This is a genomic window from Bartonella tribocorum, from assembly GCF_002777915.1.
GTDB lineage: Bacteria > Pseudomonadota > Alphaproteobacteria > Rhizobiales > Rhizobiaceae > Bartonella > Bartonella tribocorum_A.
In genome coordinates this window covers 114288-137838 of record NZ_NJGE01000003.1, presented here as the reverse complement: position 1 = coordinate 137838, position 23551 = coordinate 114288, and the positions used below count along the sequence as shown (strand labels likewise).

16 protein-coding genes and 1 pseudogene are annotated in these 23551 nt (G+C 36.8%); 7 read left to right on the top strand and 10 right to left on the bottom strand.

Features of this window, described 5'->3' with window-relative positions; translation table 11 throughout:
* Position 1 precedes the first annotated feature (1 nt).
* Both CER18_RS02265 and CER18_RS02260 read left to right on the top strand, forming a co-directional pair.
* Positions 2 to 1165 carry a YbfB/YjiJ family MFS transporter gene (locus tag CER18_RS02265; RefSeq protein ID WP_245410031.1) on the top strand — a complete coding sequence of 388 codons (1164 nt, stop codon included), beginning with the start codon at positions 2 to 4 and terminating at the stop codon, positions 1163 to 1165.
* The gene (locus CER18_RS02260) at positions 1137 to 2972 is read left to right on the top strand and encodes an FAD/NAD(P)-binding protein (protein ID WP_100128485.1); all 1836 of its coding nucleotides are present in this window, start codon (positions 1137 to 1139) and stop codon (positions 2970 to 2972) included. The genes CER18_RS02265 and CER18_RS02260 overlap by 29 nt, the downstream gene beginning before the upstream one ends.
* Before the next feature lie 2742 nt (positions 2973 to 5714).
* On the opposite strand, the gene CER18_RS02255 is transcribed toward CER18_RS02260, so the two are convergent.
* The 5 genes and pseudogenes from CER18_RS02255 to carA form a co-directional block, all read right to left on the bottom strand.
* Positions 5715 to 7313, bottom strand: a complete 1599-nt coding sequence (locus CER18_RS02255) for a YfjI family protein (RefSeq protein WP_100128484.1) — start codon at positions 7311 to 7313, stop codon at positions 5715 to 5717.
* Entirely contained in the window at positions 7310 to 8203 is an 894-nt protein-coding gene (locus tag CER18_RS02250) for a DUF7146 domain-containing protein (protein WP_100128483.1), read from the bottom strand. The genes CER18_RS02255 and CER18_RS02250 overlap by 4 nt, the downstream gene beginning before the upstream one ends.
* 97 nt (positions 8204 to 8300) lie before the next feature.
* Complete coding sequence (locus CER18_RS02245; protein ID WP_007347430.1) at positions 8301 to 8501, bottom strand: helix-turn-helix transcriptional regulator; 201 nt, start codon at positions 8499 to 8501, stop codon at positions 8301 to 8303.
* A 226-nt stretch (positions 8502 to 8727) separates the two neighbouring features.
* Positions 8728 to 9684, bottom strand: a pseudogene (locus tag CER18_RS02240) (tyrosine-type recombinase/integrase).
* 308 nt (positions 9685 to 9992) lie between these two features.
* Positions 9993 to 11189, bottom strand: coding sequence for a glutamine-hydrolyzing carbamoyl-phosphate synthase small subunit (gene carA, locus CER18_RS02235; protein ID WP_100128482.1), 1197 nt, complete (start codon positions 11187 to 11189; stop codon positions 9993 to 9995).
* Between the two features lie 246 nt (positions 11190 to 11435).
* Between carA and CER18_RS02230 the strand changes: the two genes are divergently transcribed.
* Entirely contained in the window at positions 11436 to 11900 is a 465-nt protein-coding gene (locus CER18_RS02230) for a GatB/YqeY domain-containing protein (protein WP_245410030.1), read from the top strand.
* A gap of 682 nt (positions 11901 to 12582) precedes the next feature.
* On the opposite strand, the gene ubiC is transcribed toward CER18_RS02230, so the two are convergent.
* From ubiC to CER18_RS02205, 5 genes are all read right to left on the bottom strand, one after another.
* Entirely contained in the window at positions 12583 to 13092 is a 510-nt protein-coding gene (ubiC, locus tag CER18_RS02220; protein ID WP_100128480.1) for a chorismate lyase, read from the bottom strand.
* A 729-nt stretch (positions 13093 to 13821) separates the two neighbouring features.
* Positions 13822 to 14073 carry a GlsB/YeaQ/YmgE family stress response membrane protein gene (locus CER18_RS02215; protein WP_100128479.1) on the bottom strand — a complete coding sequence of 84 codons (252 nt, stop codon included), beginning with the start codon at positions 14071 to 14073 and terminating at the stop codon, positions 13822 to 13824.
* A 537-nt stretch (positions 14074 to 14610) separates the two neighbouring features.
* Positions 14611 to 14757, bottom strand: coding sequence for a hypothetical protein (locus tag CER18_RS09960; protein ID WP_180299368.1), 147 nt, complete (start codon positions 14755 to 14757; stop codon positions 14611 to 14613).
* 310 nt (positions 14758 to 15067) lie between these two features.
* Positions 15068 to 16759: a Na/Pi cotransporter family protein gene (locus CER18_RS02210; RefSeq protein WP_100128478.1), complete on the bottom strand. Its 1692-nt coding sequence runs from the start codon at positions 16757 to 16759 to the stop codon at positions 15068 to 15070.
* A gap of 70 nt (positions 16760 to 16829) precedes the next feature.
* Positions 16830 to 18047, bottom strand: coding sequence for a mechanosensitive ion channel family protein (locus CER18_RS02205; RefSeq protein WP_100128477.1), 1218 nt, complete (start codon positions 18045 to 18047; stop codon positions 16830 to 16832).
* A gap of 135 nt (positions 18048 to 18182) precedes the next feature.
* Between CER18_RS02205 and dnaG the strand changes: the two genes are divergently transcribed.
* The 4 genes from dnaG (at position 18183) to CER18_RS02185 (ending at position 23540) form a co-directional block, all read left to right on the top strand.
* Positions 18183 to 20120 carry a DNA primase gene (gene dnaG, locus CER18_RS02200; protein ID WP_100128476.1) on the top strand — a complete coding sequence of 646 codons (1938 nt, stop codon included), beginning with the start codon at positions 18183 to 18185 and terminating at the stop codon, positions 20118 to 20120.
* A gap of 394 nt (positions 20121 to 20514) precedes the next feature.
* Positions 20515 to 22530 (top strand): RNA polymerase sigma factor RpoD, encoded by a 2016-nt coding sequence (gene rpoD, locus CER18_RS02195; protein ID WP_100128475.1) that lies wholly within the window; start codon positions 20515 to 20517, stop codon positions 22528 to 22530.
* Between the two features lie 64 nt (positions 22531 to 22594).
* Positions 22595 to 22822, top strand: a complete 228-nt coding sequence (locus CER18_RS02190; RefSeq protein ID WP_143242704.1) for a hypothetical protein — start codon at positions 22595 to 22597, stop codon at positions 22820 to 22822.
* 256 nt (positions 22823 to 23078) lie between these two features.
* Positions 23079 to 23540, top strand: coding sequence for a YcgN family cysteine cluster protein (locus CER18_RS02185; RefSeq protein WP_100128473.1), 462 nt, complete (start codon positions 23079 to 23081; stop codon positions 23538 to 23540).
* The last annotated feature ends 11 nt before the right edge of the window (positions 23541 to 23551 follow it).

The window sequence follows — 23551 nt, the reverse complement described above, 5'->3', positions numbered from 1 at the left end:
AATGAATAAAACGGTCAAGTACGTATTGAGTGGATTTGCGGCATCCTTGGTTGGCATAGGTTTATCACGCTTTGCTTATACGCCTGCAACACCTTATCTTATAAGCCAAGGTTGGCTTGATGAAAATCATATTTTTTGGGTAGGTTCTGCAAATTTTTTAGGTTACTTCATCGGTGCTTTTTCATCCCCTTATATTTTACGCCTCACTTCTCCAAGATATGCATTGAGATTAGCATTCTTCATGAGTGGGCTGTCTTTTTTATGCTGTTGTTATCCATATGGAAGCTTGTGGTTCATGATATGGCGTTTTATTGTAGGCTTCTCGGGTGGTGTCTTAACAGCTGTGGCTGCTCCGACTTTGTTATCGGCTATAGATCCCAAAGAGCGGGCTCGTTCTGGTGGCATAATGTTCTCAGGAGTGGGGTTAGGCTTGCTATTGTCTGCTTTGTTTACACCCATGATAGCAAGTATTAAAGTATATTATTATTGGGGGGCACTTTTTTTAATCACTCTTATATTTTTTATAATAACCTATTGGTTTATACCCAACACGAATTTTGAGCATATTAAAAAGTCGTATAAGTCTAAACGAATAGATTATTTCATATATCTAACATATGGCATAAACGCTGCAGCGTTGATGCCATATATATTGTTTCTTGTGAATTTTGTTTTGCTTCGCACAATACCATCAACCTATTTTGCTTCTATCATTTGGCTAGTTTATGCCTTTGGTGCGTTTTTAGGAGCCATAATATTGGGCATGGCAGCCAAGAAAACGTCGTATCGCTCAATGATCTTTTTGATGAATTTTGTGCAATTATTTGCCTCGTTTCTATTGCTATTGTTCCCTGATTTTAAGATTGCGTTGTTACTACTGGCTCTTATTATGGGTGCCGCTACCCCTGGCATTGTACCTTTATATCTTGGGTTAATAGGAGAATTGTCTTCATCTGATCCACAAATTCAGCAGATTATTTGGAGCAGAGCAGTGTCAGCATTCGCCTTATCACAAGCAATAGCTGCGTATATGTTTACTTGGCTTTTCTATATAATAGAGAATTATATCCTAATATTCTCTATTTCATCATTTCTTCTTTTTATTCTATGCGTGTGGTTTATACAGGAAGGACACTATGGCTACAAACAGAAAAAAAACCATTAATTGTGCTATCATCGGTTTTGGGGCGCGTGGCATTAGTTTTTATGAGAGGATAAATGCCTATGCTCGTCGTTATATAAGTAGTGTGCATATAAACCTTACAATATTTGATCCCAATGAACATGGTTGTGGATCTCATTCGCCAAGACAAGCAGATTATCTATTAGTCAACACAGTTGCATCGCAAATGACTATGTTTTTAGATAAAACTTGTGAAGTTTCTGGCCCATATACTAACGGACCATCATTTGCTCAATGGGCTAAAGATGCAGGTATCCGTAAAATAGGTTCTAACTTCTATCATATGGCTGAAGACTCAGATGTTGGAGCACCTATAGACGATAATGACTATCTATCACGTGCTGAATTAGGGAATTATTTACAATTCGTTGTAGATCTATTGACAGCAAACAGACCGCGTAATGTAGATGTGTCCATTATCAGATCTCATGTGATTGATATTAAGCCATTATCAGAGCGTGAATTTACCGTTGTGGTAGATGGGGATTATAAGCAGTCCTTTGAATTTATATTTATGACTACTGGGCATGGCACTAATATACTCACAGAAAATGAGCAACAAAAAATAGATTTTGTTTCTTCAAATAAGCATAAAAATCCCAACTTAGGATTTATAAGATCTCCTTATCCTTTATCCATGATAGAAAGTGTTAGCCCTGATGCTCGAGTGCTGGTGCAGGGTATGGGGTTAACAGCGCATGATGTTATAGCCGAGCTAACTGTTGGAAGAGGAGGCCGATATAAAGAGAACAGAGGCCGCTTGGAATATATACCATCAGGGCGAGAGCCAGTCATTAGTCTCTTCTCAAGACAAGGACTTCCATTTTCTTCTAGAGCCATAAATGAGAAAGGGGTCTCTGAGGCTTATACAGCTGAATTCTTTACATTAGATTACTTCAAATCTCTGCGACAGGAAAAAAAGAAATTTGATTTTTTTGAAGATGTTCTTCCAGTCTTGAAAAAGGAAATGTTGAGGGCATACTATCATGCCGTCGGTAAGACTACGTGCATTGACTATGAAGATTTTAGGAAAATCGATGAAATATTATATCCCTTACAAGGCGTTGTCTTCAAAAATGCTGTTGATTACAAACGCTATATCTATGAATTTTTGGAAGACGATCTCAAAAACGCTTACGCAGGAAATGTTTCTGGCAGTGTCAAAGCAGCAGCCGATGTCTTGAGAGATGTGCGTGATACCATGCGCTATTGCGTTGAATGGGGTGGTTTGACACCAGAGTCGCATGCTCGTTTTGTAAGCGAATTTGTTCCTATTATGAATCGTATAGCTGTCGGTCCACCTTTAGTGCGAAACAGGCAGTTACTCGCTTTAATCGATAGTGGTTTACTTTGCATAGATCTTGGTCCTTCACCTATTTTAGAAATTGATGAGAAAAATTCTGTTTTCCGTATTGTTGGTACTTTCTCAGAAGAAGTAACGACTCAGGTTGCAGATGTTGTTATCCAAGCAAGGATAGATCCATTTGACATAAATCTTGAGCGCTCACCATTGATCAGAAACCTCTTTAGTAAGGGTTTTCTCACAGAATATGTAAATGGAGACTATCATACTGGCGGCTTGAATATTGATAGAAATTATAACGTTATCGATCTCAATGGAGGTGTGAGAAAAAATGTGTGGTCTTTGGGTAATCCGGTTGAAGGTCCTTGTTTTTTTACCTTTGTTCTGCCACGACCAGGTGTAAACTCTCGCTTTCTATTGGATTCGGATAAATGTATCCAGCAGATGTTTAATGAAATAGAAGTGAATTATGTTACATCTAAGTAAATTTAATCCCTCCAAAAGTATTTGGAGGCGCTAAGTAAACAGTTGAGCGCGTATAAAGTATAATGCATAAAACATAATAAAATCAATAGATTGTGTTTAATGATTTTATATGAAACCACACTTTTATACGCGATTCATCTGACTATTTTTTTATATAAGATTGGCATGTATGAATAGACCATAAAAAGTAAATCATAATGCAAATATTATAACGCATGTAAACGTTTAAATGAAATGAAAAGCAGATATTATTCATAACAGTTTATAAATTTTATGATACGTTTTTTATCATAGCACAAATCACATTGTTTAAAAATTTAGTCGTTTGAAATTATCGATAACATAAATTGCATACGTTTAAAGAATGTACGCGCTTTGCTCTTTTTTGAGCGAAATCTTCAAAGAAATAATTGTTTGAAACTGTTATAAGAGCTTATAGATTGAATTCATTAAAGGTGTATAAGATTTAGATAAAATCGATTTTAAAACACTTACTAAAAATTTAGAAAACGATAGGCGGGAAATTATACAGACACTATTATCACAACAGTATGAAATTCACAATGTTATATCTTATGAAATTGAATCTTTATGAATGATATAGCAAACAAGCGAGCAAAAAAACCTTTTTAAAATATAGTTTAAAGCACAGGGGCCAACTATGGACTGAGTGATTTTACACATCCTAAATTAGGGGTCGCTATTTAAGATAAGTAAGTGAATAGTAAAATCGTTATAATGTTTGAAACGCTTTCTTTTAAGACTGGACAATCCAAATTTGGATTGAGCGGTTTTAGCTTCCCTTTTTAAGAGAATCAAACAAACTTCAAAACCTTTGTAACATAATCAAAATCTCTTAGAGCACGGATATGGTGTAAGGTAAGACCATCAAAAGAGAGGTTTTTATTAGTGAATTCGTATTTTTTGCAGGCTCTTGTTGATTAACAGATGCGGTTTCATTTGAAATGGTAGAAATAACGGGGGTATTAATTTATAGTAGCATTCATGCTAGTGTCCCCTTTAGGTAAACAACGTTTTCAATTGATACCCTATAAAGGTATCAATTGAAAACACAACCTAACGTCCGTTGCCATACCTTCCCCATAAGGGTTTTATAGCATGACCACACCCGATGAAATCATTATACGCTTCAATCAGCATAAAAGAAAGTCAGTATTTTAAAAAAATGAGAGAGGCTGTTTCGTAACCTATCTGCTTTAGGTAGTATTTTCAATTACTTGATTATTTATATAACAAAGTACGTATTTTTTGTATTTTTTAAATACGTTAAGTATATGATGATATCATATACTTATAAAGTTCTTCTTTTATATTTATATATTTTAAAAGTTATATTATTAAATTTATTAAACGATTGCGTTATTTGTTGAATATATACATTTATAATATTTAAAAATGCTCTTATAATGCGTATTTTTATATTTATAACCTATTAGTTTTTTACTAAATGGATTTTAATTTTTTGTGAATTTTGTTTATAACGCATTTGCAACTTAACAGCCTTTTATAGGAACTGTTTTTATAACCAATGCATTTATTTGCATTATAATTATAAAGCCTTACTGTTTTACGCATTCTTTATAGCCATGGCGTTATTGTTCATTTTCATAAGAGAAGAGATAAATAGAATATATGATAATTGCGATTTATAAACTGTTATAAAAACATCTAAAGAAAGATTGATAATTATAGAGATTAACAAAATCCCTTTTAATAGACCGTGTCAGTGTTGTCAGTTCTTTTTAGAACCTATATCATTTTTTTCAAATGAATAAAAATTAAAAACATTATTTTTCAATATGTTAACATTTTTAAATCGTTTAAAAAACAACCTATATTGATGATGCAACCTATAAATTCAACCAATAATATACGTTCTGTAGGGATTTTGGCAATTTTTATACCTACAAAACCTATAGAAAAATGAATATACACAACTCTTTTAAAACAAAGCTTTTGAAAACAATAAAGCTATCATTTTAAACTACGGTATAATCTCTTAAAGGCAATCCCAAAGAAGCGTATTCTATTTAAGATCGGATTTCTTAAAAGTCTTAAAGCAATCCAAAGTGCAGTGTTTAAAAGTGCAAATGATTTCTTTTTAGAATAACGCATATAACTATCCTTTTAAGATAGTAGGTAATTAACTTAACAAAAGAGGTATAGATTATAGTTCAAGATTCTATGCCCTTTGTGAAACATATTAACTTCATAAGTCTATTCAGTTTCTCTAACTTCTATACAGATTAATTCTTTCTAGAGAATCGAAATGAAGCTTATTAAATACATTTTGAATAAATGGTGGAAAAATACAGAAAACTGTTAAAAAAGCCGATATTTTTTCAAAAAGGGTTTTAAAAGGCTCTTTATCCACAACCTATGATCCTGCTCCAAATCAGCAAAATAGTGAAATCTGCTATTCGTTTTATGGATAAAAAAGACAAATGCAGTATGTTATTTTAAGATATCAGAATGAGTATTTTGAAGTGTTTTATTACGAATTTTGCTTATAGGTTTTGAAGGTGTAAAAATCGTCAAAACCTCTTCAAAACCTATAGAGGTTGTGTTTTGAATATTTTTGACACAAGATTTAAAAGAACCTCTGTATGTCTCTTCTTTAAAAAATTATAGAGCAAAGAAACTCAAAGATATTTCGTAAACCCTTTGTTGGTACGATAAGATCTTTGAAGGTTTTAAGGATAACAAAAAATTACAATGGCTTCATTGTTTTATGCAGTTGTTTTTAACGAAAGGATTCCATTCATAGCGTATGGTCGGTCGACCGCCTTGAGAGCTATTTTCCACTGATATTTGACGAATATGATTAGAGCGACATAAAAGCTCTAAAGCTTGCTTAACGGCTCCATTATCTGTTAAACCGTTCCAACTTCTTTGATGAATATCACGTAAAGTAAAGACATCGGGTAAATGATCACAGCGCTCGACAATCAATTTTGCCCCCTCTGTTGCTAAGCTATCCGCCGCCGCATAAAGCCTTTTGACATGACTTAACAAATATTTTTCCCATCGCAAGGCTGTTTGAAGGGCATCTTTATTGATTTCAAAACGCCCCCCTTCGGTTAATTCAAAAATCAACGCAAGACTTACTATGGTCTTAGGCATTTTCAAAAGATGCGCTTGTAAGCTTTCAGAAAGGTTATTCTCTTTGGCTTCTTTAAAAATCTTTTGCATCCATTCACGAAAGATCTCTTGAGCTTCAGCAGAAAAGCGCATCACAAGAGGGTGTTTTGGTGAACCAAGGGGGTTATCATAAAGAGAACGAAATGCCCCTTCATAAGTTTTCCATGCCTCTTGATTGGGAGGTCTATCAATCCATTTCCAATCTTTTGTCTCATCGGGAAAGACAAGCATTTGAAAGCGTTGTAAGAAACCATCATTGCCTTTGCCATATAAAACATTGCGTATAAAGGGCAGAATGCGCGAGAGTTGAATACCTCCTATAATAGAAACGGTTGTATTGGGAATAAAAATGGTTCCACGCCCAATCCGGTCATAAGTAAATTGACCATCTCCATTAAAAGCTTCCAAATAAAAGGCACGCTCTGTTTGATATTCCTTCCGTTCCATATCTGTTAAGAAACCGGATAATTCATCACGCACCATCAAGAGACCACGGGGGTTTTCTTTTAAGAGTTCCCCAAGCTTTTCCACACTCGTATCATTGACAATAAAACGAGAGACATCCTCATCATGCGCATTGTCTTTAGAGAGGGTTTCAGACAAAAGAGCACGGGCTGTTTCAAGATCTCCTTTTTTGATTGCTTTATGGGCTTGTTTTTTCTTTTCAGACTTGTCTAAAGTTTTAAGTATCTCTTCAATTTCTTGTTTTTCTTTCTGCTTTAGCCATGCTTTATACCATTGCTCTTGAAGGCAAGTGATAGGAGCTAAAGCGGCTTGCATGGTAGGTTTTTTCATGGTTGAAGGTTGACCCATCAGAGCGCCCCAGAGATTAGGAACAATCTTCCAATCATCATGTTGTTTTGGAGCAATTTGCACGTCATTGTCAATGAGAGCAGCCAAGCCACACAAAGCAGCGACAGCCACAAAATCAAGAGGCGCTTGTTGACGGTCAGCAACGTTATAAACGTAGCGACTTAAAGTTAAAGGCATTTGCGCAGCATGAAAAGGCTCGACGGGTAAGAGAGTATACTCAAGTGGTTTTAATTTCCCCCAACCATTTTGTTGCAATGCGACTTCATAAGGAATGGCTTCTAAACAAGTCTTATCATTTAAAGAAACATTATCGTTATCATTGCATGAAACATTTTGATTATCGTATTTTACTTCACTTTCTTTCATATTTTCCTCTTTCTAGAAAGTAATACGTTATTAAAATTTGTTCCTTTTGGAGCTTGCATGATAAAGACCTCAAATCCTTGGCTATAGGCACGCGCAGCGAGGGTAAAACCTGCTTTATGCCCCGCATCATCGCCATCCATTGCAATGGTGAGACGGGCTTTGTTATGGGGTAAATTCACATGCATCATGCCATGGGTTGAAAGAGCCGCCCATAAATTCACGGGCTCTGATAACAACCCAGACAGCAGAGCCAGACCGGTTTCAATGCCCTCACAAATGACCAGATGTTTTGGATTGGCTTGGCTTAAATACACAGCACCGCCCATTACAGATCCCAACATAGCTTTTGCTGGTTTTTGATCTCTTTTGCAGCCATTGTCTTTTAAAAAGGTTCTATGAATAGCAAAGGAGCCAGCCCCCTTAACAAGGGCAACCAACGCAGGCAGTGTAACTCCAGAGGGGTGTGGACACTTGTCGTAAAAGCGTAAATAAGGAGATAAGTCACACGTAATCCCCCGCATGCGTAAATAGATTTCCGCTAAAGTATTTTTAATTGGTTGGCTTTGTTGCCAAATTGCTTTTTCTGCTTTCCGTTTTGCTCGTTTGAGATCAGCACACAATTGTTTTGAGAAAGAAAGCGTATGATCATAAGCTGTATCAAAGAAGGCTTGTTTTCCAAGCAACCCAATTCTAATGAGCGCTTGTATGATTTTTCTAAAAGAGCAGCCAGCATAACAATAGAGTAAGAGACGCCCATCATTTCCATTTTTAATGGATAAGCTAGGTAGTCTATCATCATGAGCGGGGCAATGAGCAAGTCCATAACGCCCATGCCAAACCCCACGCAAGGCACGTGCAATGCCCTGCGCATTCTTAAAAGAACACATCATTTTTAATCCTATAACATTGCGTCATAGGACGGATTGTGCTAGCTCTAGGATTGTGAATTTGAGAAAGCCTTGTCCGTCCTTACGTGACAAGGTTTTTTTATGCCACGTCGTTATAACGTTGCTGTTTTGCTTGTTCGATTACATTGAGAAGATCCGATTGTAACCAACGGGATAAAAAACCAAATTTTAAAGGTTTTGGGAGAGAGCCATTGGTAACATGACGGCGGAATGTTGAGACACTCATATGAAGCAATTTTGCACTTTCACGGTCAGTTAAAAGAATATCATTTTCGGTCATTTTAAAATCCTTTCATAATAAAAAATAGAACCAAATCATGCCTATTTATTAAGCACATTTTGGTTTATTTTTGAAGGTATTTTATTTATAGAAAACAATATTTTATCATATAATTTCTGATGTGATAATTTATGAGTCTTATTGAGAGCGAATGAGAGAGAAAATTATCCACAGATTATGGGGTTATACACTCCATATCTTAAGATTGACCAGTGACATAAGCCGCTCATTTGTCCATATAGACACTGCGTTGTTCTAGATAGTCAATACGACGATAGGCACGCTCTACTTGTCTTCCTACCGTGTGACTTAGAATGGTTTCAGCGAGCCAATCACGTAAACTAGAGCGAAATCCATGGGGGCATGCTTCAAGTCCAATCTGTTGCATATATTTTGCTATACAATTCTCACCTATGGGACAGCGACCGGTAGGAGAAAGAAGAAAATCACTTTTAGAAATATAACGGACTTGTTCAATCACTTTCATTGCCTCAGATGATAAGGGGACACGAAATCCTGTCGTAGCATCACGTTTTCCTTTCATATTCTCAGCAGGTATGGTCCATATATCCCCATCAATCTGATTGTCACAAATATAACGCAAAGGGTGCGTACGAACGCCTGTAAGGATAAGCAAGCGCAAAGCCAGTTGTGTCATGGTTGTTGTTTGGCAAAGTGTTTTATAAAAAGCAGGAACATCTTTCCAATCCATGGGTGGTATATTTTGTGCTTTATGGCGTTGTTTACCTAAGAGAGCGCGTGCTTTTTCTGCTGTTGTAGCTTTTGTATGTCAAATAGGGGAAAGAACATTACGTATCTCTGTTTGTGTAATCTCAGAAACGGGTAGACAGCCTAATTTGGGAAGAATATAAAGGCGTAAAAGTGTAAACCATTTACCATTTTGACCATCACCTTTTAATTCAGCTTTCCGAGTTTCAAAAGCATCTAAAGCAATATCTTTTAAATAATGGAGATTGCTTATTGCCTCACGCTTTTGTTTATCGCGTTCTTTAATAGGGTCATGACCTTCACGTAAAATAGCACGCCACCCAGTTGCCAATTCACGTGCTTGTTTTAAAGAAACATCTCTTAAGGCACTCAAGCCCATTTCGCGACGGCGCCCGTGAATGGTATAACAATAAATCCATTGAGCACCTCCATCTTTATGCTTATGAAGTAACAAGCCGGCACCATCACACTATTTGCCAGCTCCCAATGTTGCGACAGATCTTGCATTAAGACGGTTCATAAGAGCCATTTTTACTCCTTTCTTATACAGTTCTTACCCACACACCAGCTCCGCTTGTGACGTGCAAGCAAATGATATAAATTGATTCATATCTGAGAGGGTTTAGAATAAGAGAATCTTACTATATTTGGGTCTCTCATTCAATATGCAAAACAGTTAATTATCATTATAAATCAATATTTTGTAGTGGAAGAAAGCGATATCATTCAAAGAAGAGAAGCGATAAGGCGTGGCATTTTATCTTAAGATATTTTTTTATAATTCATAATGAGATCACAGAAATGCTGAAAGAGGTAGTGACTATCTTGTGGTCCGGGAGAAGCTTCGGGGTGATACTGAACAGAAAAAACTGGTTTTCCAATGACTCGAATCCCACAGTTAGAACCATCAAAGAGAGAGATATGTGTTTCTTGAACATTTTTTGGTAAAGTGGCTGCATCTACAGCAAAACCGTGATTCATCGATACAATCTCAACTTTTCCACTGTTAAGGTCTTTAACGGGGTGGTTTGCACCATGATGTCCTTGGTGCATTTTTACGGTTTTGGCACCAACAGCAAGAGCGAGCAGTTGATGACCAAGACATATTCCAAAAATTGGTAAATTATGATCAATCAATGTGTTGATTGTTGGAATGGCATATTGAGCTGTTGCTGCTGGATCTCCTGGTCCATTAGAAAGAAAAATACCATCAGGATTCATTGCTAAAATTTCTTTTGCCGTTGTATGGGCGGGCACAACAGTAATGCGCGCTTTTTGCGTTGCCATAAGGCGAAGAATATTGCGTTTAATACCATAGTCGATGGCAACGATATGAAGATTGTGCACATTGTTTGTGCCATACCCTTTATTCCAACGCCATGGTTCTTCATCCCATTGCATGGATGATTGAGATGTCACTTCTTTCGTAAGGTCAAGATTGATAAGACCGTGCCATTTTTGCGCACGTTTTTTTAAAGAAGGAATATCAAAATCCCCATCAGAATTATGTGCAATGACAGCATTTTGCGCACCCTTTTCACGAATAAGAATTGTGAGTGCACGTGTATCAATACCACAAAGTGCAATAATTTTACGAGCTTTAAGCCATTGGTGAAGGTTTTCATTGGCACGATAATTTGAAGGATGTGTAATATCTGCCTTGAAAATAGCACCAACAGCACCGTGATAGTTGAGAGGCGTGAGAGCTTCAATATCTTCACTATTAGCTCCTACATTTCCTATATGAGGAAAAGTAAAGGTAACGATTTGTTGTGTGTATGATGGGTCTGTGAGGATTTCTTCATAGCCTGTGATGGCGGTATTAAAACATACTTCAGCTTCAGCAATACCTGTCGCACCTGCTCCTTTTCCTTCAATGACAGTTCCATCAGCTAAGACTAAGAGCGCTGTTGGTTTGCTGACACTCCAAGGGCTGTTCGATGAAGTCGTTTGTATCATAGTGTGTATCCACAATTTATTTTCTGAAAGGTACGATAATCAATTTTATGCGAAAATCATACCTCTAACAGATGCTGTGTCTATTATTTTCGTCATGTTTTGCTTAAAAAAAGAAGTATAAGGACATTCCATGAAGAGGTAAAGTCTTGTTTTTATCTTTTCTAAGATCGAGATTTCAATTATTTTTTACTCTCCATTGCAAGATGGATAAAGATTGGTTAAAAAGCATTTTCCGCTTGAACAAAATTGGATAAATTTATGTTGCGTGACCAGATTGATGGGGCTCTTAAGGCTGCTTTGAAAGCGCAAGATAGTATACGTCTTGCTACACTTCGTTTAATGGATGCCGCGGTTAGGGATCGTGATATTCTTTATTATGATGAAGGAAGGCGAGAAGTCGATGATCAGCAGATACAGTCTGTTTTCACTAAAATGCTTCAACAGCGTGAAGCATTAATGCGTGCCCATAAAGAGTCTGGTTGCTTGGAGTTAGCAGAGAAAGAACAAGCAGAAATAGACGTTATTCGTGAATTCCTTCCCTATCAGCTTAAGGAGATAGAAGTAGAACAGGTTATTTGTGAAGCTTTGGAACAAACGAAAGCTGAAAAATTACGTGATATCGGTAAGGTGATGGCATGGATTAAGGAACGGTATGCAGGGCAAATGAATTTTTCTAAAGTGTGCAATAGTCTTCGTAAAAAATTGCAATAAATCTTATCAATTTACAGGAATTGGAAAATATTTTTTGTTGTGCAAGGCCTTTGTTCATCAGTAGAATATCGGTTGATGGTATTTATCGCATACATAAAGCTCTTATTTAAAAAATAGTCCTTTGAGATGAATAAACCTGTTTTTTGCAGTTCATGGAGCAATGAAATATTTTTTCTATCTTATATTTTGTTGTTCTTCAAAGCTGTTACATCATTCAAAAACAAAAAGGTTATTGTTTTTTTACTGTTAAAAAGACTTATTGTTTCTACTATTAAAGATAAAAAAATAGGATGATGAGAAAAAGCTCACTCATAAAAATTTCAAACTTTTGTGGGTGTGTTTTGTCGTCTTTTTTGATGTTTTTAAAGTGCTTATTTGATAAAGAGTTGCCGTTATTTTCAAGGATGGTGATTATTCCGCAAGAAGTTTAAATGCAGATGATCTTATCAATATGATGTGTTTCTGCTTAATTCAAGCGCTGGTTTTCACGATTGTGATAAGAAAAGCAGAACTTAAAAATGCTTTTTTAATGGGGAACATTTTTAAGCTGAGATAAAGAGATATTTCGAACAGAAGTTTTGGTTTGTAATTTATTTTGAAATGATTTTGAAAATTATTTTCTCAGATATCCCTTTAAGGATATGCAAAATCTAGACATTATGCAGAATAAAACGAATATCCTTTATTTATGGTGCAGGTACAGTGGTGAATCTGTTAAAAACAGTTCAGTTAGCAACAATGGCTTACCTGTTAGCCGTAAACGGGAACGGCGTGCCCATAGTGCCCCTTGTTGGCCGATATGAATGTAATCACGGGTTAGTTTGTCACTGTTAAATAAATAGTGTCCTAAGGGGGTTGTTCCTAAATGCATCAAGGCTTGATTGTGTAGAAGGGTTTCTTGTGGGATGACAGTGCGTCCGAGAAGCCAAGGTTTATTATCGCCCATCAATATGACTTCGCGTAGCCAATAACGCGTACTTTTGGGGAGATGTTCTGCTTCTTCTTTTAATTTATCTTGCGTAATAAAACATTCGCGTTGTCGTTGAACTTGGAAGCAGGTGCAATATTTTTTTAATCGAAGCGTCATCGAGCCCGATTCCATGAGCCAATCGCGAATATTTTCTGGTATGGGAGGATTTTGATCAAAGAGCCACTTCAGAGGTGGTAAGATGGAATATTCAAGATCAGACATCGTTTTACTCCACATCTAAAATCCTATTCCATATGTTACGATGAATGAGCTAAAGGGATGGTTCTATTGTAATGCAATTGTATAAAAGCAGCAAGATTTTAACAGGAAAATATCAAAGAAAATCGAAAGAAAAGATCTTTAAAAGAAGAGGGGTAGAAAATAGATTATAGAGTTATTTTGTATAGTACGAGGGTAATAGGTAGGCTATTTCGAGCTTTAACATTGGTTTGTAACGCATATGAAAAAGGGATGAAGAATTCATCTATGTCAAACGATATAAAGAGGAGTAGAAATCTTATATTATAGTTTAGAAAGTGACATACTCAAACTTTTTGAATTGAGGTGGAAAAGTAATTGTATTTTTTATAAGATGGGATTTTATAGGAATACATTATGATTGGTTTTGTAAGCTTGTATATTGCTATGACAGTGCGATGAGCCGGATTTGCACATTTTTTGCAAAAATACGGGACAAAAATAGTTCGTATTTCATTAAAATAATGCATACACCCATACACCCCTCCTGATATGCTTATATAGATACGGAAGGGTGCATTATATAAAGTTTTTACTGTTCTTCGTTAGGATACACGATGGTGTATGTCAGAAATTATAGCTTAAGCATCTTACCATCATACCCTAAATGGTATTATTGCATTACGGGGGAATATATTCAAAATATTCCAGTTGTTTTATTGAATACCAAAAGATGATTGAATCAATAATACCCTATGATCGAATTTTTCGTCCTATCCATATAAGAATACAGGCTCCTATAAAACCTGAAATAAGATAACCAAGCCAACCAGCAAAACTTACGCCTAAAAGACTAAAAAGGAAGCTCGCTAACGCAGCACCAATAATCCCCAAGATAATATTTAACAATATTCCTGTTTGGCTTTTCATAATATACTGTGCAGCCCAACCTGCAACTCCGCCGATAATAATAGCTGCAATCCAACCGATATTTGCATTTTCCATGATACTCTCCTTTGCCTGAATTTAGATTGTAACTAGAGTAAACTTTGTAAAGATCAAGGTTTATTCCTTTTTACCCAGTGGAAAGGATATTTTTGTTAGAAATTTTACTTATTACTTTCCTGTATATTAAAATAACATTCATATTTATATCAGTATAATATCGAATGAATTTAAATATATATAATAATTTTTAATTAATAAAGAAATTATTTAATTTAAAAATATGAATAAAAAAGAAAATAATTGTAAAAATATTTTAATAATGCATAAATCTTATTTATAAGCTTATTTTTAATAATTTTTCTATCTCAAGTTTAAAAAAATAATTGTGATTAAAACACAATAAGTCAAATGAATATTTAAAGCTTTGGAGCTTGCCATGTTAATGCGTGATAAAATGCTGTATAAGTTCAATCTCTACAAATATTGATATAACTGTTTATAGACATAAACGTTGCAAGTGGGGGGGGCATTCCTTATCGGGTATTTCTTTATTTTGTTGCTACTGTGAAGTGATGGCTTTTTTACAAGGTGAATTTAGGCTGGAACAAAGGTGCTTTTCACTATTTCCTTATAGAGACCTTTCTTAACATGCCCAAGCTTCATTTTACGACGGCGCTTGTGAAGGGTGGTAATTTTATTGGTCTCCCCCTTTTTAGGCAAAAAACAAGCCGGCACCATCATATACTTTTGCCCCGAATGTTGTGACAGCTCTTGCGTATTTAAGACGGTTCATAAGAGGTATGCTAAGTTCTCTTGTATATTTCTTGTATAGTTTTATTCTACACAGGATTCTCGATTTTTCCTGTGCAAGCAGATGGTTTTGAGGAGTTCATTATGAATAGATTAAAAACGAGAAAAATTTACTCTATTGAAGAGAGTCCATTTAAATCGGCATAAAATATTTATTAAATCAATATGTTAGGCAAATATTTGAATATTCAAAATTGAATCATTGATGTGATGCATTTCTTGTTTGATTTATTTTAAAAGTTTAAGATTTTTCTGTCTGTTCTTCAGCAGGATTGCGTAGGCGCGAACTTTGAAGTAGTCCCTGTTCTTCCAAAATAGGGTAGATCATTGAAGTTAGCAGAGAGTTAATTTGTTTGAGGTCGCGGACAGTATCAAGATGAAGACTGGATGATTCTACATTTTTGAGATCTCCTTCACGTAAGCGTTTAAAATGTTTTAAACTCATCTCTTTTTCTAAGTTTCGGAGTTGATCTTTTTTTTGGACCAATAGATGTGCCGTGTGCGTGTCACGGGAGACGAGAACATTAAATGCGATATGCGCGTTGGCCAGTACAATGGCGTGGAAACGAAGGAGATCATTCCAGCCTTCGCTACTGAACTTTAGATTTTTTTGTTGTTTCTTTTTAACCAACATCAGCATATTGTGAATAATGATATCGCCTGCTTGGTCTAATTTTATACAAGCGTCTAGAAGCTCTTGCGTTTGAAGAGCTTCTTCATTCGATAATTTTTGTCCCGCTAATCGGGCAAGATAAAGTTTGATGGCGATATGTTTTTTGTCCAATATGGTGTTTAGTTGATTGAGTTCAGCAATAATATTGGGATCAGGCTTTTCATAAAGTCCCATGATTTTTTCTAGCATGATGTCGACAAGATCACAAATATGAATAACTTCACGCATGACATTCGAGAGCGCTAGAGCAGGGCGTTCAAGAACGCTATCATCAAGAGCTGTTTGATCCGATAAATTAAGCGTTTTATCGGCTTGCGTTTTTTTTGTACTCATATGAACGATTTGTGTGGTCAATTTTAAAACCCATTTTGAAAGCGGTATTCCAGCTAGGAGAATGAAAACGTTAAAAGTGATATGGGCGTTGATTACTTGCGTAGGGGCGTTGCTGCCAAGCCATGTGATGGGTAATTGAAAAGATAAAAATAGGATCAACACAAGGATTGAACCGGCTCCACGCATGAGTAAATTCCCCAAGGGAACGAGGCGGGTATTGGGAGAAGCGTTGCGTGTTAAAAGGGGGGCTATAAGAGAAGAACCAAAGTTGACACCAAGAACCATGACAACGCAAAGTTGCGTATGGATAAGGTTATAGTTGGCAAAATTAACCAGCAAAATGATTCCTGCAATGGATGAATGTAAGAGGTAGGTTAAAGCCGCAGCCAACAAAAAAGTTGAAAGAGGATCGTTTGAAAGATAACGAATGATGTTCGGCAAAATTTCGCTATCTCGTAAAGGTTCTGTCGCTGTACTTATCATTTGTAAAGACAAAATCAAAAGACCAATACCAATGACAATACGTCCTATTTGGCGCCACTCACGTTTTTCCGTTGTCATGAAGATACAAGTGCCAATTAAAAGACAAAGGGGCACAACAAGTGTGAGATCGTAGGTGAGAATTTTAACAACGAGTGCTGATCCTAATTCTCCTCCACGGACAGCCATAAGTCCTGCTACTCCAGAGACAAAACCAGATTCAACAAAAGAACCAACAAGCAGTGTTATGGCTGTAGAACTCTGTAAAATCATCGCTGTAAAAAGCCCAAAACTTACAGCAAACAATGGTTTTGAAATGACGTGGCGCATGTTATATTTAAGCCTATCACCATAGGCGCGTTCAATTCCTGTGCGTACCATGCGTGTGGCCCAGAGAAGTAAAGAAACAGCGCCAGCAAGATGGAGGAGTACCAATGAACCATTCATGATACTTTTTCTTTCTCTTTTGTTTATAAATATGCTTAACTCAAACTTGATAAATTAAAGTTAGTTGTTTTTACTTTGCTTTTACTTGTAATACTTGATTAAAATCATAACCACTTGGATTTTGAAAGACTTTTAGACCAAAAAAGGGAAGAATGGAATAAAGATGGTCAAAAATATCACCTTGAATTTGTTCATAGTCTAGCCAGACGGTGGTGTTTGTAAAGCAATAAATTTCCAAGGGTAAACCATTTTCTGTAGGGGGTAATTGTCGGGCCATAAAGGTCATATTGGGGTTGATGTTGAGATGCTGTTTTAGATAAGCAAAAACATAAGCACGAAAAGTTCCAATGTTGGTTAAACGGCGCGTATTGGCCAAAACATCATGATTTTTATCTAATTGAGCATTCCATTGATTTATTTCTGCTATTTTTTGCGTGAAATAATCTTCCAATAAATTAAATCGGGAAAGATATTTTTGTTCTTCTTCTGTGAGAAAATGGATACTGGATTGATCGATAAAAAGGGAGCGTTTGATGCGTCTGCCACCTGATTCTTGCATTCCCCGCCAATTTTTAAAAGGGTCGGTTACAAGTTTACGGATAGGAACTGAGGTGATGGTGTTGTCGAAATTTTGAACTTTAACGGTATGAAGGGCAATTTCAATAACATCACCATCAGCGCCGAGATTAGGAATTTCAATCCAATCACCAACACGAACCATATCGGTGGATGAAATTTGAATACCGGCAACAAGAGAAAGAAGTGTATCTTGAAAAATTAACATGAGAACCGCGGCCATTGCACCAAGACCGGAGAAGAGAATAAGAGGGGAGCGGTCAATTAATGTGGCAACCATTAAAACTGCTGCAATCGCAAAAAGGGCAATTTTAGCAATTTGAATATACCCTTTTATTGGTTTTAGTCGTGCTGTTGGTCGTTGTTCGTAAAGGGTGTTAATGATATTGAGACAGGCAGAAATTGTCAGAACAACAAAAAAGATAATGAAGGCGTTGGCAACATTATCGATGACAGTGCTAACTGCATCGGGCAATATTGATATAAAATTAACACCGACTGAAAGAATAAAAGCTGAAATGATATTTGCTAGGTATTGAATAGCATTTTGAATATCGGTTGTTGTATTCTTGGGAAGAAAAGAAGAGAGCTTTTTTGCACCGTGAATGAGTAATTTTCGTCCTAAAAAGTTGATTAAAAGGGCAATTATAGTAAGAATAATAAGCCAAGAAATAGCCTCTAACCACGGATATTGAACAATAAATTTGATCACTTTTTTTACGCTCCATTTCTAAAACTATGGCAGTTGAGAGATTAAAATTTTACAACTGTTTAAGAGGAAGTCTTGGAATTATGCTCTAAAGTCGTTAAATATGCAAAAAAGAATTTTAAAACTCTGTGAGAGATAATGCGTTTTCCGCCTGATTTCCTTAATGAACTGCGTAGCAGACTTCCGATTTCAACCGTGATTGGTCAACGGGTGGACTTTGACATGCGAAAAAGTAAGCCTTCACGGGGAGATTTTTGGTGCTGTTGTCCATTCCATGGTGAGAAAACGCCCAGCTTTCATTGTGATGATCATAAAGGGCGTTATTATTGTTTTGGTTGTGGGGTAAGCGGAGATATTTTTACCTTCCTGTGCGAGCTTGATGGATTGCACTTTTCAGAAAGTGTCGAGCGTTTGGCTGATTTTGCGGGAATGAAACTCCCCGTTTTGGATCCTCAAAGTTATCAACATCAAATGGAAAAAGCTGACCTTTATGATGTGATGAAAATTGCTACAGATTTTTTTCAATATCATTTACGCGATAAAGGAGGAGCACAAGCCCGTCGTTATCTGGATGCACGTGGTGTTACGCCAAAGCTTATAGAGCGTTTTCGAATTGGTTTTGCACCGTTGGGGCGTACAGCTTTGAAAGAGGCTTTAAGTGCTCGTGGTGTTTCAATAAAGCAAATGGAAGAATGTGGACTTATCACGGTTCATGAAGAGAGTGCGGATTCTTATGACCGATTTAGAAATCGCATTATGTTTCCTATTGAAGATTTGCGCGAACGTGTGGTGGCTTTCGGAGGGCGTGCGTTAGAGAAAGAAACACGCGCAAAATATCTCAATAGTCCTGAAACGGTGCTATTTCATAAAGGAAATATACTTTATAATGCGGCAGCGGCTCGCAAAAATAGTCGCTTTGTTGGTGATGAAAAAATTCATTCACTTCTTGTTGTCGAGGGGTATATGGACGTTATCGCATTGACTAAAGTCGGTTTTGAGGGTGTTGTCGCGCCCTTAGGGACAGCATTAACGGAAGCGCAAATTGAGCTTTTATGGCAGATGGGAAAGGAGCCCATTTTGTGTTTTGATGGTGATGATGCTGGTTTAAAGGCGGCTTTTCGCGTTGCTGATCGGGTATTGCCTCTTTTAAAAGGTGGGGTTTGTGTCCAATTTGTTTTGTTGCCACAAGGAAAAGATCCTGATGAAATCGTTTGTGCTGGTGGTGCACAGCTTTTTTCTTCTTTTTTGCAAAAAGCAATTCCTTTGATTGAGCTTTTATGGTGGCGTGCTACCTATGGAAAGCGTTTTGAGACTCCAGAGACACGAGCGACGCTCGAAAAACAACTCAAACAACAAATTTTTACGATTAAGGATGAAGATGTCCGTCGTTATTATTTGCAAGATATAAAAAAACGCCTTTTTGATTTTTTTCGTCCCTCTTTTTCAAAAAAGAAAGAGGGAGGGCGATATGAACAGGCTTCACACAATAGGATCTTTAAAGATCAATCCTTTTCTTTGTTAGCAAATTCTGAAATAGTCCGAAATTCTTCGCAAGCTATTCCGTTGCGTGAAGCTGTGATTTTACTCACTTTAGCCTACTATCCTGAGTTATGGCATGAAAATTTTGAGATTTTCTCTGAGTTAGAATTAAAAAATACACAATTGGTTTGTTTTCACCAAACGATGTTGGAGATTCTTGGAAATCAGCCGCTTCATGATAAAGAGACAATGGTTGCGTTCTTAGAAAAAAGAGGGCAAAAGGTTTTATTAGAGCGTATGAGACACCTTGTGCAAAATATTGGTATGCGTGTTATCTTTGGAGAAGCACCTATAGAAGATGCTCGTGCTATATTAAAACAAGCTGTCTACTTGCATCTTCAAGAACACCACCTACATAAGAGGTTACAGGATATTGAAGAGCAACTTGTAGAAAATCCTAAGAGTGAGGTTTTTGATCTGCTTCGGGAGATAAAAAATGAGCTGGAGCAGATGCAGGCAACAGAAGCATTAATTGAAGGATTTGGAAGTTGGTTAGATGAAAAAATAGACGGGAATACACAAGATACGATAAAATGATTCGCTTTTTTAATGCGAATCAGTCACTTAAATTTTAGATGAGGAAGTTTATGTAGAGTGACATTTTCATGAAGATGACAGTTAAATTTTAGAATAAATTTTAGGAAAAGCGGGAAATTGGTTCTTACGGTAGGGTACAGAGATTATCTCAGAAGGGCTGAGAGGTGTCGGGGAAACTTCTGGAGTTTTCCCGCGTTTTTGTCTGGATGACAAGTTTTTCTGGATGTTAAGGCGTATACAAAAGTCGTATACAAAATGTATTCTTTCCAATAGTAATCTCTTAAAAGGAAGTATATATGAGAAGCTATTGGCAATTTAAGTGAGAACAAAAAAGCTGGTCACATGAGGACTATGGTTACATGGAAACTATGAAGTGATCGAGTGGAGTTATGGTATGGCAACAAAGGTTAAACAGAAAGATAATGCGGAAGTAACAAACCAAGCGAGTTTGGATGGTCCTCTTCTTGATTTTTCTGATGATGCCATCAAGAAAATGATTAAACTTGCCAAAAAAAATGGTTACGTAACGATGGATGAACTCAATGCCGTTCTTCCTTCCGATGAGGTTACATCCGAACAAATTGAGGATATCTTGGCGATGTTCTCTGAGATGGGGGTGAATGTTGTCGATGATGAGGATGAAGTTGAGTCTGAAAATTATGAAGATGAAGTTACGGTAGAGGGGGGGGACTTAGTAGAGGCCTCTAGCCACGCACTTGCAACGACAACGAATAAGCGCGAAGTAACAGATCGTACGGATGATCCGGTGCGTATGTATTTACGTGAGATGGGAGCTGTTGAGCTTCTTTCACGGGAAGGCGAAATTGCCATTGCCAAGCGTATTGAAGCTGGGCGTGAGACAATGATTGCGGGACTTTGTGAGAGTCCTTTGACTTTTCAGGCCCTGATTATCTGGCGTGATGAATTAAAAGAACAGCGTATTCTTCTTCGTGAAATTATTGATCTTGAAACGACTTATGCTGGTCCAGAAGCAAAGCAGGCTCCTGTGATTGAGCGAAGTGAAGTTGATAAGATAAAAGAAGAAAAGATGTCTTCTGGTATACGTAATATGGGAGAAAATGTAGGAGAGAGAAGCATTGAAGAAGATGATGAAGAAGACGATGATGATGTTAACTTATCCCTTGCAGCAATGGAAAATGAGCTTTGTCCTCAAGTTATGGAAACATTGGATTTTATTGCTCAAACCTATGTAAAACTACGCAAATTGCAAGATCAGCATGTTGAAAGCAGTTTGGCCGAGCGTAAAGAGGGGGCTCTTACAGCTTCTCAAAAGAAAAAATATATTCAATTAAAGGGTGAGTTAATTCAAGCTGTGAAATCTCTCTCTTTGAATCAAAATCGTATCGAATCTTTGGTTGAACAGCTTTATGATATCAATAAGAGATTGATTCATAATGAAGGTAAGTTAAAACGAATCGCTAACAGTTATGGCATTGGCCATGAAGATTTTTTAAAAGAATACCAAGGGCGTGAATTGGATGCAGATTGGATGAATTATATTGCCACTTTGCCTGCACCGGGTTGGAAAGAATTTTCAATGCGTGAAGCGAAAGAAATTCAAAAATTACGGGGTGAAATACAAAATCTCGCGCAAGAAACGGCTATTTCAATTGGTGAATTTCGTCGGATTGTTATGCAGGTGCAGAAAGGTGAACGTGAATCAACCATTGCGAAAAAGGAGATGGTTGAATCTAATTTACGTCTTGTCATTTCAATTGCAAAAAAATACACCAATCGCGGTTTGCAGTTTCTTGATCTTATTCAAGAGGGCAATATCGGTTTGATGAAGGCTGTGGATAAGTTTGAATATCGGCGCGGCTACAAGTTTTCAACTTATGCCACATGGTGGATTCGTCAAGCTATTACACGTTCAATTGCGGATCAGGCACGCACTATTCGTATCCCTGTTCATATGATTGAAACAATTAATAAAATCGTTCGTACTTCACGTCAGATTCTCCATGAAATTGGACGAGAGCCAACACCAGAAGAATTATCTAGCAAACTTTCTATGCCGTTAGAAAAAGTGCGAAAGGTTCTTAAAATTGCAAAAGAACCTATTTCACTTGAAACGCCTGTTGGGGATGAAGATGATTCTCATTTGGGTGATTTTATTGAAGATAGGAATGCACTATTACCCATTGATGCTGCTATTCAGGCGAATCTACGTGATACGACAACACGCGTTCTTGCTTCATTAACACCACGAGAAGAACGCGTTTTGCGGATGCGTTTTGGGATAGGGATGAATACAGATCACACCTTGGAAGAAGTAGGACAACAGTTCTCAGTTACAAGAGAGCGTATTCGTCAGATTGAAGCAAAGGCACTTCGTAAATTGAAGCATCCTAGCCGCTCACGAAAATTACGCAGTTTTCTCGATTCTTAAATAAAGGAATTGGTGCATTTTAATTATTCCCCTTTTCTTCTTCATGAAGGGGGGGACCGTGTGCTTGGATGAAAAATATGGGAAGATTTTGAATAAGCTAGAAGGTTTAGGATATTTATCGTTTTTCATAGCTTTGGAGCTTTCTACTTCTTTGTTTCAAAAGCACAGATTAGGGCAAAGAGTGGTTATGGAGTGGACAGTAAAAGGGGATTTCTTTCAAGAAATGAACGATAAAATATTATTTTGCCCAGAGCGGTTTGTTTTTTTAAGAGATGGGATATCTCAAGAATAAATTTATAGTGAAGCGTACTGTCTTTGTAATGAGAAAGGTTATTCTTTGCAGAATTATTCTATCGTTTTAGGTGAGGCATTTTATTCTTTGTCAGTTGACAAAGAAATTCCTCAATAGGTTATATTTATTTATATGTGCTATTTTTTGAATAATTCCTTTTTTCAGATATATTTAAAAAATTGTATGAAGTACGTATTGAGTTTAATTTTTTCTTTTTTTATCGATCGTCTTCATTAAAAAAGGTGTGCCTGAGTTTATGAGTGGAAAACTTCCTTTTTGGAAAGTAAAAAAATTAGAAGAGCTTTCCTTTTCTGAGTGGGAGAGTCTTTGTGATGGCTGTGGTCGTTGTTGTCTCCACAAAGTTGAGGATGATGATACGGGTGATCTGTATGCGACCAGTATTGCTTGTCGTCTTTTAGATGGGGAAACTTGCCAGTGTCGAGACTATGTTCATCGTAAATCAATGGTACCAGATTGTATATCGTTAGACATTACAACCGTTAAAACGGCGCGTTGGCTTCCAGAAAGTTGTGCCTATAAATTAATTTATGAAGGAAAAGATCTTCCATGGTGGCATCCACTGGTGTCAGGAGATCGCCAGATGGTCCATAAAGCACACGTTTCTGCACGTGGATACATAGAAATCTACGAAAACGAATTATCATCTGAAGAAGATTACCTCACTCATATTACTGGCCTTCTATGTGAAGGCCAGTAATATGAGTATTT

Excerpts from the sequence above, each read along its gene's own strand:
- CER18_RS02245 (WP_007347430.1), bottom strand. The coding sequence starts at position 8,501 with ATGACCGAAAATGATATTCTTTTAACTGACCGTGAAAGTGCAAAATTG.
- carA (WP_100128482.1), bottom strand. The coding sequence starts at position 11,189 with ATGATACAAACGACTTCATCGAACAGCCCTTGGAGTGTCAGCAAACCA.
- CER18_RS09960 (WP_180299368.1), bottom strand. The coding sequence starts at position 14,757 with ATGATGGTGCCGGCTTGTTTTTTGCCTAAAAAGGGGGAGACCAATAAA.
- CER18_RS02265 (WP_245410031.1), top strand. The coding sequence starts at position 2 with ATGAATAAAACGGTCAAGTACGTATTGAGTGGATTTGCGGCATCCTTG.
- dnaG (WP_100128476.1), top strand. The coding sequence starts at position 18,183 with ATGCGTTTTCCGCCTGATTTCCTTAATGAACTGCGTAGCAGACTTCCG.
- rpoD (WP_100128475.1), top strand. The coding sequence starts at position 20,515 with ATGGCAACAAAGGTTAAACAGAAAGATAATGCGGAAGTAACAAACCAA.
- CER18_RS02255 (WP_100128484.1), bottom strand. The coding sequence starts at position 7,313 with ATGAAAGAAAGTGAAGTAAAATACGATAATCAAAATGTTTCATGCAAT.
- CER18_RS02185 (WP_100128473.1), top strand. The coding sequence starts at position 23,079 with ATGAGTGGAAAACTTCCTTTTTGGAAAGTAAAAAAATTAGAAGAGCTT.
- ubiC (WP_100128480.1), bottom strand. The coding sequence starts at position 13,092 with ATGTCTGATCTTGAATATTCCATCTTACCACCTCTGAAGTGGCTCTTT.
- CER18_RS02260 (WP_100128485.1), top strand. The coding sequence starts at position 1,137 with ATGGCTACAAACAGAAAAAAAACCATTAATTGTGCTATCATCGGTTTT.
- CER18_RS02215 (WP_100128479.1), bottom strand. The coding sequence starts at position 14,073 with ATGGAAAATGCAAATATCGGTTGGATTGCAGCTATTATTATCGGCGGA.
- CER18_RS02210 (WP_100128478.1), bottom strand. The coding sequence starts at position 16,759 with ATGAATGGTTCATTGGTACTCCTCCATCTTGCTGGCGCTGTTTCTTTA.
- CER18_RS02250 (WP_100128483.1), bottom strand. The coding sequence starts at position 8,203 with ATGATGTGTTCTTTTAAGAATGCGCAGGGCATTGCACGTGCCTTGCGT.